Source organism: Microbulbifer rhizosphaerae (assembly GCF_014191725.1).
GTDB classification, from domain to species: domain Bacteria; phylum Pseudomonadota; class Gammaproteobacteria; order Pseudomonadales; family Cellvibrionaceae; genus Microbulbifer; species Microbulbifer rhizosphaerae.
The window spans coordinates 1-13,309 of sequence record NZ_JACHWZ010000016.1; the positions used below are offsets into that span (position 1 = coordinate 1).

Genomic DNA, 13,309 nt, shown 5'->3' on the forward strand with positions numbered 1-13,309 from the left:
AAACAGCCTTTCATGTCCTGACCCGAAGCCACTGACAGAGAGGAACAACGGAAAATGCAGTGCCAATAGTTGACAAGTCAATCCATATCAGGAGCCTGCTTGCAGGCGAACAGGAACCGAGCTCCGTAGCCTTTTCGCCTGCAAGCAGGCTCCTACAGGGGGATTCCGCTTAAACTTAGTGCCAGGTAAGCAAAAGCTATGCAGGAAAAGGGCGGATGGCTCCGCCCTCAAAGAATAAGCCAAACCACTATCAGTTGCTGCAGCTGCCGCTGAAGCAATCGTCGGAATGGCCAAAGCCGATAACGCCGTTGCAGTGCATGGTTTCCGAATAAGAGCCACCACCACAATCATCGTTGCCGTAGGTCGCGGTGTTGTAGTCCATATCTTCGGCCTGGCGGATTTCGCCGTTGACCAGCACGTAATCGAGAATGACATCCCGGCCGCTGCCATCGTTATCGAAACTCGACGTTAACGTTGCCGAAAGCAGAGCCGATATAGGTGTAGTCCTGGCTGCTGGTGCTCAAGGTCCAGCCCGCAACCACGGTGCCGCCGACGATCAGATTGATGTGCTCACTGCCACTGGTACCGCGGGCGCGAACGGCGATGGTGTCGCCGCCGCAACTGCCGCTAAAGCAATCGCCGGTTCCACCAACCGATAACCCCGTTGCAGTGCATGGTTTCGGAATAGGAACCGCCGCCGCATTCGTCGTTGGCGTAAGTGGCCATGTTGTATTCCATGTTTTCCGCCTCGCGGGTTTCACCGTTGACGTACACATAATCGAGTATGACGTCGCGGTTGCCACCGTCGTTGTCGAACTTTGTGGCTCCCCGCCACCGGATTGTAAACGTTTACATTAAATGATAGCGTTAAAACCAGGTCGACGGCAGACCGAAAAGAATAAAACTGCGGCCGTCCAGCGTTTCCGGACGCCCCGCATTCACAGCGGTGAATCAGGGAGGGGAAACATGAGCGTTCATTCGCCGATGCCGGCGCACACCAGGCCTTTGTGGAAAACCATCTGCGCGGGCGCGCTGGCGCTTGCCTTCGCGGGCCAGGCCCAGGCCGCCGACGGCTGCGGTTATCGGGTCGACAGCGGCACCCACGCCACCTGGCCCGGCGGCTACCAGGCCTGGGTCGAAATCGGCAACCAGTCCGGGGAGACCGCCACCAGCTTTGAGGTGCTGCTGGACACCGGCGGCACCGCGATTACCGACGGCTCCCTGGCGAAATACCAGCCGACGGAAGGCGGTGGCTATCTGGTGAACGAGCCGAACTGGCTGCAGTGGCAACAGATACCGCCGGGCGCCAGCTACCGCTTCCACTTCAACGGCGAACCGGATTACACCGGGGTGACCCCCTACCTGATCTCCATCAATGGCAAGCCCTGCGACCGGGAGCCGCCGGAAGTCAGCCTTTCCGCCAGCGCCCGTTACTTTACCGCCGCGGGCACCCTGACCCTCACCGCAGAGGCGGCGGACAACACCGCGGTGCGCAAGGTGGTGTTCGCGCGGGACGGCGAGGTGATCGCCGAAGACTGGGAAGCGCCCTACCGACTCGAGCTGGCGATAGACGGCAGCGGCAACGGTCGTCACGTCTACACCGCCACCGCCTACGATCCCGGCGGCAACAAGGCGGTCTCCGAACAATCCCGCCTACTGGTCGCCATCGGCGACAAGTTCTTCGGCACCGCGCCGGATGGCGAGCCGGACTACCCCCGGCTGGCCGATTACTTCGACCAGCTGACCCCGGGAAACGCCGGCAAATGGGCCAGCGTCGAGGGCAACCGCGACCAGATGAACTGGCAGAATCTCGACACCGCCTACCAGTTCGCCCGCGATCACGGCCTGCGCTTCAAACTGCATACCTTCATCTGGGGCCAGCAGCAGCCGGGCTGGATCGGCGATCTGGCGCCGGAAGAGCAGCTGGCGGAAATCGACCAGTGGATGGCCGCGGTGGCGGAGCGCTACCCGGACCTGGAAATGATCGACGTGGTCAACGAGCCTCTGCACGCGCAGCCCACCTACAAGGCGGCCCTGGGCGGCGACGGGGAAACCGGCTGGGACTGGCTGATCAACGCCTTTGCCCTGGCCCGCGCGCACTTTCCCGATGCCGAGTTGATCCTCAACGACTACAACATCCTGATCCTCGGGCAGTTCACTAACGACTACCTGGCGGTGATCGAACGGCTGCAGTCCCGCGGCCTGATCGACGGCATCGGCCTGCAGGCGCACTTCCTGGAACGCGCGGAGCTGCCGGTGGTGCAGTCCAACCTGGATGCCCTCGCCGCCACCGGCCTGCCCATCTACATCTCGGAACTGGAACTGAACTTCGCCGACGACGCGCGCCAGGCCAACGCCATGCGCGACCTGTTCAGTATTTTCTGGGAGCACCCGGCGGTGGTGGGCGTCACCCACTGGGGCTACCTCGAGGGCAGAATGTGGCGGGAGAACGGCTACCTGCTGCGCGCCGATGGCACCGAGCGGCCCGCGCTCCAGTGGCTGACCTGCTATCTGGCCGGCGGCGTCTGCGACCACCTGGTGCCGGAATACATTCCCGCCGGCTGGAGCGGCGGCGAATACGGCCTCACCCTGGAGGCGGAACTCTACGACGAAGGCCAGGGGCTGATCGCCTCCGGCAATCAAGTGGCCTTCACCGACGACGGCGACTGGATCGCGTTTCGCGACGTGGAATTCCAGCAGGGCTGGGACACCTTCCAGGTCCACTACGCCAAGGGCAACGAGGCCGTGGGCAGTATCTCCGTTCACCTCGACGACCTCGCCAGCGACCCGGTACTGACCCTTCCCCTGGAGCCCACCGGAGGCTGGGGCAGCTCCTCCACCCTGGAAGTACCCTGGGCGCCGCTTGCCGGCACCCACGATGTGTATATCCGCTTCAACGACACCTGGGGCGTGGCCAACGTCGACTGGCTGCGCATCGGCAAGCCGGAACCGGTGCCCGACACCAACCTGGTGACGGACGGCGGTTTCGAGGGCGATGCCCCCTCCGGCTGGCAGTCCTGGGCCGGCGCCGCGCTGTCGCTTTCCCGTGACCGCGCCTACGCCGGCAAACAGAGCCTGTTGGCCGGCGAGCGCGGCAACAGCAACCAGTTCGCCGTCTACAACCTGACCGGCAAAGTGAACCCCGGCAGCACCTACGCGGTAAGCGCGCAGGTGCTGCATACCGGCGACACCGCGGACACCGTGCGTCTGGCGGCCAAAGTGGAGTGCTCCGTGGAAACGGTGCCGGATGGACACAGCACCTTCCCCTGGCTCGACAACAACACCGCCGTCGCGCCCGGCGAGTAGACCCAGCTGTCCGCCAACCTGGTGATCCCCGACTGCGAACTCGTCGACGTGGCGATCTTTTTCGAGGGCACATCCGCCGGCGTGGATGTGTATCTCGACGAGGTACAGGTACTGCCCCCGCCGGATGGCAACCTGGTGGTCGACGGCGGCTTCGAGGGCACGGCACTGGCGGCCGGCTGGAGCGCATGGTGGACTGGCGGCACCGGCCTGGCGCTCACCGGTGAACAGGCCACGGAGGGAACCCAGAGCCTGCGCGTACACAACCGGGCTGAAAACTCCAACCCGTCCTACGACCTTAGCGGGCTGTTGGAAAACGGCAGCAGCTACGCCGTAAGCGCCCAGGTGCGGCACACGGGTCCGGCGGATACGCGGGTCAGCCTGACCGCCAAACTGGCCTGCAGCGACGGCGACAGCTATATCGGCCTCGCCGACAACAGCGCCGTGGCCGCTGATACCTGGACCCCGTTGTCCGGCACTTTGGAAGTGCCGGCGGACTGCAGCCCCGGCGAAGCGCGTATCTATTTCGAAAATACGCCGCTGGAAATAGAGACGCTGTATCTCGACGAGGTTTCGGTAACCGCCATGTAGGAGCGGGCCATGCCCGCGCCCCTGGGAACGCCGAGCCCCAGCTCGGCAAGCGGGCCCCAGGCCCGCAATCGCGGGCACGGCTACCCCTACAAGGTGTAAAAAACACGATGGATGTATCGATGAAACGCTTTAAAAAACCATTGATTCCACTGCTGATTTCCAGCCTTTTTTCACTGGCAGCCAATGCCGATATCCGCCTGCCAAAACTGATCGGCGACGGCATGGTCCTGCAGCGGAATGCGGAGGTGAAAATCTGGGGCTGGGCCGATCCGGGGGAAAAGGTCTCCGTGCAGTTCAGCGGCCGCCGGCACACTGCAGTCGCCAACCGCGAGGGCGCATGGCAGGTGATGTTCAAGAACCTGAAAGCCGGCGGCCCCCACACCATGGAAATCCGCGGCGACAACGCCATCTCCATCGAAGACGTTCTGGTGGGCGATGTATGGCTCTGCTCCGGCCAGTCAAACATGGAGTACCCCCTGTCCCGGCTCGCCCACCACTACGGGGATGAAATCGCCTCGGCCGACAATCCCTTTATCCGCCAATTCCTGGTGCCGCAACACTACAGCTTCAAAACACCGGAAACGGATCTGGAATCCGGCGAATGGAAAAAAGCCACCCCGGAAAATGTTCTCAAGTTTTCCGCGGTCGCCTATTTTTTTGCAGAGGAAACCTATAAAGAACAGCGGATTCCCATCGGCCTGATCAACGCCAGCCTGGGCGGCTCCCCCGCGGAGGCCTGGCTCAGCGAGGAGGCCCTGAAATCCTTTCCCGGGCACTTCGCCGAACTGCAGCGCTTCAAGAGCGATGAGCTGATCGCGGAGATCGAGCAGTCGGACCGCAAGCGCATCGACAGTTGGTATCAGCAGGCAAACCAGCGGGACAAGGGCCTGCGCGATTCCAAGACACTGTGGCACAGCATGCGCATACCGGGCTACTGGGCGGATACCCAACTGGGCGACACCAACGGCATTGTCTGGTTCAGGAAGGAAGTCGAGGTGCCCCAGCGCCTGGCGGACAGGGAGGCCACCCTGGTCCTCGGCCGTATCGTCGACGCGGACACCACCACTATCAATGGCGAGGAAGTGGGCAGCACCGGCTACCAGTACCCGCAGCGGAGATACCGGGTGCCGGCGGGGCTGCTCAAGGCCGGCGCCAACACCATCGACATACGCGTGACGAATGAGAGGGGCCGCGGCGGCTTCGTGCCGGAGAAGACCTACGCACTGCTTATCGACGACGAACGCATAGAGCTCAGCGGCGAGTGGCAGTACCGCCTGGGCACCGCCATGCCGTCGCTGGCGGGACAGACCTTCGTGCGCTGGAAGCCGGGCGGTCTCTACCAGGGTATGATTCACCCGCTGCTGAACTACCGGATCAAGGGCGCCCTCTGGTACCAGGGCGAATCCAACGCCGGCCGTCCCAGGGAATATGAAGCACTTCTGCCTGCACTGATCCGCGACTGGAGAGACAACTGGAAGCTGGGTGACTTCCCCTTCCTGTTCGTGCAGCTGGCCAACTTTATGCCGGCGAAGGAAGAACCCTCGGAAAGCAACTGGGCGATGCTGCGGGAGTCGCAGCGCAAAACCCTGAGGCTGCCGAACACGGCGATGGCGGTGATTATCGACGTTGGCGAATGGAACGATGTGCACCCGGTGAACAAAAAAGCCGTCGGCGAGCGGCTGGCGTTGGCCGCGCGCAGGGTGGCCTATGGCGATAAAGAAATTGTCTTCTCCGGGCCAAGTTTTGAATCCATGGAAGTGGCGGGCAACAAAATCCAGCTCAGCTTCGGCAATACCGGCAGCGGCCTGGTCGCCAAAGGCGGCGGCCCACTCAAATATTTTTCCATCGCAGGAGAGGACAAACACTTTGTCTGGGCCCAAGCCGAAATAAAAGACGACCGGGTGATCGTCTGGAGCGACAAGGTTCCCGAGCCGGTGGCAGTCCGCTATGCCTGGGCGGACAACCCCGAGGGGGCGAACCTCTTTAACCGCGAAGGGCTGCCGGCCTCCCCTTTCCGTACAGACAACTGGCCATAGAGATAAGGCCTGGCAAAACTGGATAGGAATATTCGAAATAAGGCCCGGCGCACAATGGCGCTAAGATAAGCCGCTTCTCCCTGTAGGATGGGCAAAGGAGCGCAGCGACGTGCCCATCTTCCAAGGCCTTGATGGGCACGCTACGCTTTGCCCATCCTACGAAAATTGCCCTGCCGACCCTTAACTTAGTGCCTTGAGGTCCGGCCTAGTTAACACGCACACTCTCCGGCGGCCCCAGGTAGCTGGGCTGGAGACCGCCGGTGTCGATAACGATTTTCTGCAGGGTAACCGCCGGGTCCAGGGCGTAGAGGCGCAGCCTGTGCAATCCGGGTTTGGTGACCTGCAGGCGGCTTTTCGCCAGGCGCACACCGTCGCTGACTTCCCGAGCCCACTGGCGCTGGTCCAAACCTTCGAGCAGGTTCACAACCTGCGGTTTGCCGCCATCCAGCGCCAGCGCGTAGCGCAGGCCGCGCCCGGGCACGATTGCCTGTGTCGGGGCGAAGTAGCCGCTCACTTCGAATTCACCCGCAGAGAAGAAATAGATGTCGTACTCGAGCCAGGGCGCGTGTTGCGGCTGGTCGAAACTCCCGTCAGTAACCGGGAATATCGACATGGAGGAGCGGGTGCGCCCGTGCCCGGGAATTTCCTCCCAGGCGATGCCGTCCGCCCCGCCCTTGCGGCTGAAGTGGCCGGCCTCGATGGACACATAGCCGTTCGCCTCGACGAAGCCCCTGGCCGCGCGCTCCTGTTGCGGCGATGGATTGAAGGCGCTGACCCCCACGCGGGCGCCGCCCCAGCCGGTGCCGGTGATATGCACATGACCCTCGCTGCGGCCGACGGGCGCCGCATCCCAGTCGATACTCACTTCCAGGGTTTCGCTCACCTTCACACTGCCCTCGACCCGGCTCACGCGAATCCAGGGCGCGCTGCTGTCTATCTTGAAATCGAAAGGCGCGGTGCCGCGGTTGTAGATTTCCAGGCGGCGGCCGGGCTGGCCGTAGGGGCTGAATTCCGGCAATTGGTAATGACCGGGTTCCGGCCAGGCGCGGGCCATCCCCTCCACCGCCACGCCCATATCCGGCTGACCGTGTGGCTCGTAGCTATGCAGCATCGGTAGGGTGTTGGCGGGCGGGTTGTTCCAGTGGGTGTAGCCTATCCTGGGCTGGGACATCATGTGATTCCACTTGCCGCCGGCCAGTTCCCGGTGGAAGTAGTCCTCCAGCAAACTGTCCTGCTGAAACAGTTCCCGGGCCCTGTCGGCCCACACCTGCGCCTCGGCGCGGCCCTGGCGGGCATAGAGGCGGTTGCGCGCGGTGGCGATGTACATTTTGCTGATGGTCTCAGTGGCCTTTACCGGGTGCAGCACCAGTTGATAGAAGGCATCGCGACGGCTTTGCGGCAGCTTGCCATACAGGGCTTCGGCCCTGTCCACCAGTTGGTCCAGCTCCGCCTCGATCCGCTCCGCCTCGCGGTAGTGCAGCAAACTGTAGGTATCCGCATCCTGCTGCTCCGGCTTGCGACGGCCGTTGTGGCGGGTGTAACCACTCACAAGCGCCTCGATTTCCTCCGCATATTCGGCGCCAAATTCGCGCGCGGCCCAGAGGCGGCCGAACTCCCGCAGTCGCTCTCTGGGCCAGGATTCCGGGCTCCAGGCCAGGCGCAGGAAAAACTCGGTGGGAAATTCCATCGGCTTGAGGTCGCCGACGTTGACTATCCAGATCTTCTTCGCCTCGTAGGCCTGGGCCAGGTTCATCTGCTCCCATACCTTGGCGATGGGCACCGTATTGATCCAGCGGTAGGAGCGCGGGCCGCCCACATAGTCGAAGTGGTAATAGACACCGGCGCCGCCGCTGCGCCCACGCTCGTCCGGTGTGGGTAGGCGGCGGATATTGCCCCAGTTGTCGTCGGACCAAAGCAGGGTCACGTCTTCGGGTACGCGCATGCCCTTTTCGTAGAAACCCTGCACCTCCTTGTAGAGGGCCCAGACCTGGGGCACGCGGCGCGGATCGCCAAAAGCCCCCGTGAGGATTTCGCGCTGGTCGTCCACGACCTGCTCCAACAGCGCTACGTTCTGGCCCTCGCTCATGGGCTCGTCTTCCTGGCCGCGCATGCCGAGGGTGTAGATGCTCTCGTAGGGTTTGTTGCGCTCTACCCCATCCTTCCAGAAGTCGCGGATTTTTTCTGCGTTGCTGGAGTACTCCCAAGGCCCCTCGCCGTAGCGGTTCCACTCCTTGTCCGCGCGCATCATCGGCTCGTGGTGGGAGGTTCCCATGACGATGCCGTACTCGTCGGCGAGGATCATGTTCTGCGGATCGTCGTCGGCGAAGGCGTTGTTCCACATGGCCGGCCACAAATAATTGGCCTTCAGACGTAGCAGCAGTTCGAACACCTTTTCGTAGAAGTCGTGGTTGTAGTCGCCGAAGGTTTCTTTGACCCAGCCGCTCAGCGCCGGCGCCTCGTCGTTGAGGAAGATGCCGCGGTATTGGACCGCGGGAGCATCCTGCACAAGGATATTGGCGCGCGCATAGAGGCGCGGCTTTTTCTCGGGCGGCAGGTCCGCCCACCAGTGCCAGGGGGAGACACCTATCTGCTCGCTGAGGTCGTAGATGCCATAGATGGTGCCGCGCTTGTCGCTGCCGGCGATCACCAGCGCGCGTTCCACACCGGGCAGTGGTTGCTGCACGGTCTCGATGTGGTAGCCCTCCCAGCGACCGGAGATGGCGGCGGGGTCGATCTTGCCGCTGGCGATCAGTTGGTCTATCAGTGCGCTCCTGCCGATGGTGCCGGCGATTACCGCGTGTTTTTCGCCGGTTTGCGATGCCGCCTGGCGGATTCGCGGGCGCTGACCTGTGACCCGTTCCAGGTCACTGGCCAAGGTGGCAGCCGCTCGCTGTACGCCCTCGTGATCGGCACTGTCCACATACAGGCCGGCGCCGTGCAGTTGCACTGCGCCGGGTTGCGATTCGGTAGTAACGTAAGGGGCGCCGCCCAGGGCCAGGACGGCGGGAGTGAGCAGAGTGCCGATAAGGAACAGCAGAATTTTGGCGAAGCTCCGGGCTGGTAGCAATCTCACTCGCGGCATTTTTTTCTCCATCTCCGGTTGCGATTTATATTGTGAGCGTTGTTCGCATCGCCGGCACCCGCTCTTCGTTACTAGTGGTGTAAGGTACTAATTGTGTATATCAGCGGGCCGCTAAGCGGCCCGCCCGAAGGGAGCCCCCCAAATCGTCCACAGCTGCGTTGCAGCTCTTGAAAATGGAATGACCATTCCCTGCGAGCTGCGCCTAACTGTGAACAATTTGGGGGGCTCTGATATACACAATTAGTACCTTACACCACACTAGTTGTTGATATACCGTTCACGGGCGAAAATGATATCGCTACCATAAGTATTAACCCCGGCAGTTCGAGGCGTGTCAAGGTTTTGTATAAAAAATCCCCATTTCACTCCTTGATCTCCATGATTCAATACTGCCGGACCCGGCGCGCCGATACAATAATAACAACCGGCGTCCCCAAGCCAGGACTCATCCGACAGCTTGCCTTTAACGCTTGTACCCCGCTCTCCGCGATCGCCGCCGACATCCGGCTGCCACCTGGAGCTTCAGCCAGTTATTTTTTAGAAGGGATAGTCCATGAACACCAGACGACTCGGCAAAACCGGCTATCAGGTGAGTGAGATAGGCCTCGGTTGCTGGCAACTCGGCGGCGACTTTGGGCCCGTCGCCCACAGGGACGCGGAGACGATTCTCGCCGACGCCGAGCGCCTTAGGGTTACCTTCTGGGATACCGCCGATGTATACGGCGACGGCCTGAGCGAGCAGCGTATCAGCAGTTTCCTGCGCAAACAGAAGGGGGGGCAGGAGGGACAGCAGAAGGAACAGATAGTGGCGACCAAGGTGGGACGTTCATCGCTGCTCTATCCCGACAAATACACTCGGCACGGGGTTCGCGAGAGCCTGCAGAACTCCGCAAAGCGCCTCGGGGTCGAAGCCATCGATCTCGCCCAGCTCCACTGCGTTCCCCCCGAAGTTCTGGGGGACGGCGAGATATTCACCTGGCTCGACGACCTCAAATCCGAGGGGCTGATCCGCCACTACGGTGCCAGTGTCGAGACCATTGAAGAGGCTTTTCTGTGCCTGGAGCACGATGGCCTGGCGAGCCTGCAAATCATCTTCAACCTTTTCCGCCAGGACGCCAAGCTGCAATTGCTGGACGCCGCCCGGCAAAGAGATGTGGGCATTATCGTGCGCCTGCCGCTGGCCTCCGGCCTCCTCTCGGGAAAATTCACCAGGGACACCCGCTTCGCCACCTCCGACCACCGCAACTACAACCGCGACGGCGAGGCGTTTTCCGTGGGTGAGACCTTTGGCGGAATCCCCTTCGGGAAGGGCATTGAGCTGACCGAAGGGCTGCGCGAACTGCTTCCCGGCTCCATGGATATGGTTCACTTCGCCCTGCGCTGGATTCTCGATCACGAGGCGGTATCCACGATTATTGCCGGGGTATCGAAGCCCGGACAGATAGGCGTCAACGTGGAAGCAGCAGGACTGCCGCCGCTCGATCCGGCAATCCACGAAAAAGTATTCGACTATTACCAGGATGCAGTTAAACCGTTTATTCGCGGAAAGATTTAGGGATTCCTTAACAACCGCTTCGGACTATAAGACATAATGTTCAGGTACAGATTTTCGCCCACCGGGTTAAACCTCATTGCATTCCTCGTTCTCTCTTTTCTGGTGGGTTCCTGCGGCGCCTCGCCCAAAGAGCAGGGTCTGCAGACCACTGACCAGATCCGATTAAACCAAGTCGGCTACCACCCCTTGCAGAAAAAAGTGGCTGTTGTTTTGTCTGAAGAGTCTCCCGGGTCATTCAGGGTTCTGGACCGGAAGGAAAATGCCGTGGTGCTCGAAGGAAAGCTTTCCGAGAATGCCGCCCCAACCTGGTCGGGTAAAAAGGTGTGGAGCGCGGATTTTTCTGATCTGAAGAGTGAAGGGCAATACACCCTGGAGATCCCCGGCCTGGGCAAGTCCTATACCTTTGCGGTGCAAAATGGGGTATACAAAGATCTGGGAAGGGCCGGCCTAAAGGCTTTCTATTTCCAGCGCGCTTCCACGGATATAGAGAAAGCCTATGCAGGCCGGTGGGCCAGGGAGGGCGGGCACCCGGACGACCGGGTAATGGTCCACGCCTCCGCGGCGAGCACTTCCCGTCCGGAGGGCACCCTGATCTCCTCTCCGAAGGGCTGGTACGACGCCGGCGACTACAACAAATACATCGTGAACAGCGGCATTACCATGGGTACCTTGCTGGCCGCTTACGAGCGGTACCCGGATTACTTCGGCTCGCTGGACCTGAATATTCCCGAATCCGGCGACGATCTCCCGGACATCCTGAACGAGGTGCTGTACAACCTGGACTGGATGCTCACCATGCAGGACCCGGGAGACGGCGGTGTCTACCACAAGCTCACCACCGCTGCGTTCGAGGGCATGGAGATAGCGCCCACCGGCGCCACCAGCCAGCGCTACGTAGTGCAGAAGAGCACCGCCGCCACCCTGGATTTCGCCGCGGTGGTGGCCCAGGCAGCCCGGGTGTTCAAACCCTTCTCCCCGGAGAATTCCGCGGCCTACCTGAAAGCCGCGGAAAAAGCCTGGCAATGGGCCGGGCTGAATCCGCAGGTCCACTACCGGCAAAACGAAATAAACCGGAAGTTCGACCCGGATGTGCAGACCGGCACCTATGGCGATGAAAATCTCCGGGATGAATGGATATGGGCCGCCTCCGAGCTGTATATCAGCACCAAAAACCCCACCTATTGGAAAGAGGTGGAAAAGGGCTCCGCGAAATACACACTACCCTCCTGGCCCGATGTGCAATGGCTGGGCTACTACTCCCTGATCCGCCACGGGGAAAACCTCGAGCATGTGCCCGCGGAGTGGCTCTCCGGACGGAAAGCCACTCTCGTCGCCGAAGCCAAAAGACTCCGCCAAGAAGGCGCCCGGTGGTCGTACCTGGCCCCGATGGGATCGAGCGAGCAAAACTTTATCTGGGGAAGCAATTCGGTGGCATCCAACCAGGGCATACTGCTGCTGGAGGCCTATCACCTGAGCGGAGACAGGGAATTTCTGCAAAGCGCGGAGGACAACCTCGACTATCTGCTGGGCAGAAATGCCACCGGCTATAGCTATGTAACGGGTTTTGGCAGCAGCAGCACCCAGTGGCCCCACCACCGATTGGCCGCGTCCCGGCCGGATCTGCCTCCACTGCCCGGCTTCCTCGCCGGAGGCCCAAATCCCGGCCAGCAGGACGGCTGCGAATATCCCAGCGATATCCCCGACGAATCCTATACCGACGCGGTCTGCAGCTATGCCAGCAACGAAATTGCGATCAACTGGAATGCACCCTTTGCCTACCTGGCCAACGCGGTGAATGCCATTCGCTCTGCAAATTGAATAACGGACACCTGGTGCGCGGAGCGCACCTGCAAATCGCAACCTGAAAAAAATGTACTATCGCGAACAGACACCCCGGGCGGAACTCCGCCCCTATATCAACTGCTTCTGGGCGATTGATTCCGCCGAAGCGGTGACTGTTCGCGACCGCACCCTGCCGGACGGCTGCCAGGAAATCATCTTCAATGTGGAAACCCGGGTGTTGCGCGACGACGGCCACGGGCTGAACACCAACCCCGCGGTGGAATTGGTGGGGCAGATGACCAAGCCCTACGAGGTCGTCACCAGCGGGCGCCAGCGGTATTTCGGCATCAAGTTCTACCCCCATAGTTTCTCACCATTTACCCGCGAATCCATTTGCGACCTGCGGGACCAGTCCATCGATCTGCGCGCGCTGTTCGGCGGCGACTTCGAGCGAATCGTCGACAGGGTGTTCGAGAGACCGGCGTTCGAGCGTTTTGTCCGACTGATGGAAAACCACCTGTTGCGCCGGCTGCAGTCCGCTGAGACCGCCGGAAGCTGTTACCGGCTGGTTGAGCGGGCGGTGCGCAGGCTGTTCCTGCCGGAGCCGCCAACCATCGACAGGCTCTGCGCGGAACTCGGGGTGAGTGACCGCCATCTGCAATCCCGGTTCAGGCGGCATACCGGCCTGTCGCCGAAACAGCTGGCGAAGATGATCCGCTTCCAAAAGAGCTTTCAATACCTGGCCGATCCCCGAATCTCGCTGACGGAAGTTGCGCAGCACTGCGGCTACTACGACCACGCGCATTTCGCCCACGATTTCAAATCCCTCGCGGGCATGAGTCCTTCACAGTACCTGTGCACCGACAGGCCCCTGACCGGCTTTTTCCTCGCTGCGGAAAGCCGTGCCTATCTTTGCAATCTCCGCTAGCCCTGGTTGTTGTAGGAGCGGCCGTTGGCCGC

Annotated in this window: 7 protein-coding genes and 1 pseudogene; 6 read left to right on the top strand and 2 right to left on the bottom strand. The window is 61.5% G+C overall.

What is annotated here, in order from left to right:
• Nucleotides 1–256: 256 nt before the first annotated feature.
• Nucleotides 257–671: pseudogene (locus FHS09_RS22900) on the bottom strand (carbohydrate-binding domain-containing protein); the annotation flags it as partial.
• A gap of 295 nt (nt 672–966) precedes the next feature.
• Here FHS09_RS22900 and FHS09_RS15795 point away from each other — a divergent pair.
• The 3 genes from FHS09_RS15795 to FHS09_RS15805 all read left to right on the top strand — a co-directional run bounded on the left by FHS09_RS15795 (nt 967) and on the right by FHS09_RS15805 (nt 5,930).
• Nucleotides 967–3,306, top strand: coding sequence for an endo-1,4-beta-xylanase (locus tag FHS09_RS15795; protein WP_183461665.1), 2,340 nt, complete (start codon nt 967–969; stop codon nt 3,304–3,306).
• Nucleotides 3,307–3,327: 21 nt separating this feature from the next.
• Nucleotides 3,328–3,894 carry a carbohydrate binding domain-containing protein gene (locus FHS09_RS15800; RefSeq protein WP_183461667.1) on the top strand — a complete coding sequence of 189 codons (567 nt, stop codon included), beginning with the start codon at nt 3,328–3,330 and terminating at the stop codon, nt 3,892–3,894.
• A 119-nt stretch (nt 3,895–4,013) separates the two neighbouring features.
• A complete protein-coding gene (locus FHS09_RS15805; protein WP_183461669.1) occupies nt 4,014–5,930 on the top strand; it encodes a sialate O-acetylesterase in 1,917 nt (638 codons plus the stop codon).
• Between the two features lie 205 nt (nt 5,931–6,135).
• Here the strand turns inward: FHS09_RS15805 and FHS09_RS15810 are convergent, their stop codons facing one another.
• Nucleotides 6,136–9,012 (bottom strand): glycosyl hydrolase 115 family protein, encoded by a 2,877-nt coding sequence (locus FHS09_RS15810; RefSeq protein ID WP_183461671.1) that lies wholly within the window; start codon nt 9,010–9,012, stop codon nt 6,136–6,138.
• Between the two features lie 553 nt (nt 9,013–9,565).
• Here FHS09_RS15810 and FHS09_RS15815 point away from each other — a divergent pair.
• From FHS09_RS15815 to FHS09_RS15825, 3 genes are read left to right on the top strand one after another with little or no spacing between them, the layout of a single operon-like run.
• The gene (locus FHS09_RS15815) at nt 9,566–10,567 is read left to right on the top strand and encodes an aldo/keto reductase (RefSeq protein WP_183461673.1); all 1,002 of its coding nucleotides are present in this window, start codon (nt 9,566–9,568) and stop codon (nt 10,565–10,567) included.
• A 36-nt stretch (nt 10,568–10,603) separates the two neighbouring features.
• Nucleotides 10,604–12,385 carry a glycoside hydrolase family 9 protein gene (locus FHS09_RS15820; RefSeq protein ID WP_183461675.1) on the top strand — a complete coding sequence of 594 codons (1,782 nt, stop codon included), beginning with the start codon at nt 10,604–10,606 and terminating at the stop codon, nt 12,383–12,385.
• A 52-nt stretch (nt 12,386–12,437) separates the two neighbouring features.
• Nucleotides 12,438–13,277 (top strand): helix-turn-helix transcriptional regulator, encoded by an 840-nt coding sequence (locus tag FHS09_RS15825; RefSeq protein WP_183461678.1) that lies wholly within the window; start codon nt 12,438–12,440, stop codon nt 13,275–13,277.
• Nucleotides 13,278–13,309: the final 32 nt, after the last annotated feature.

Coding starts and splice junctions, on each gene's coding strand:
- FHS09_RS15795 (WP_183461665.1), top strand. CDS start 967: ATGAGCGTTCATTCGCCGATGCCGGCGCACACCAGGCCTTTGTGGAAA.
- FHS09_RS15805 (WP_183461669.1), top strand. CDS start 4,014: ATGAAACGCTTTAAAAAACCATTGATTCCACTGCTGATTTCCAGCCTT.
- FHS09_RS15810 (WP_183461671.1), bottom strand. CDS start 9,012: ATGCCGCGAGTGAGATTGCTACCAGCCCGGAGCTTCGCCAAAATTCTG.
- FHS09_RS15815 (WP_183461673.1), top strand. CDS start 9,566: ATGAACACCAGACGACTCGGCAAAACCGGCTATCAGGTGAGTGAGATA.
- FHS09_RS15820 (WP_183461675.1), top strand. CDS start 10,604: ATGTTCAGGTACAGATTTTCGCCCACCGGGTTAAACCTCATTGCATTC.
- FHS09_RS15825 (WP_183461678.1), top strand. CDS start 12,438: ATGTACTATCGCGAACAGACACCCCGGGCGGAACTCCGCCCCTATATC.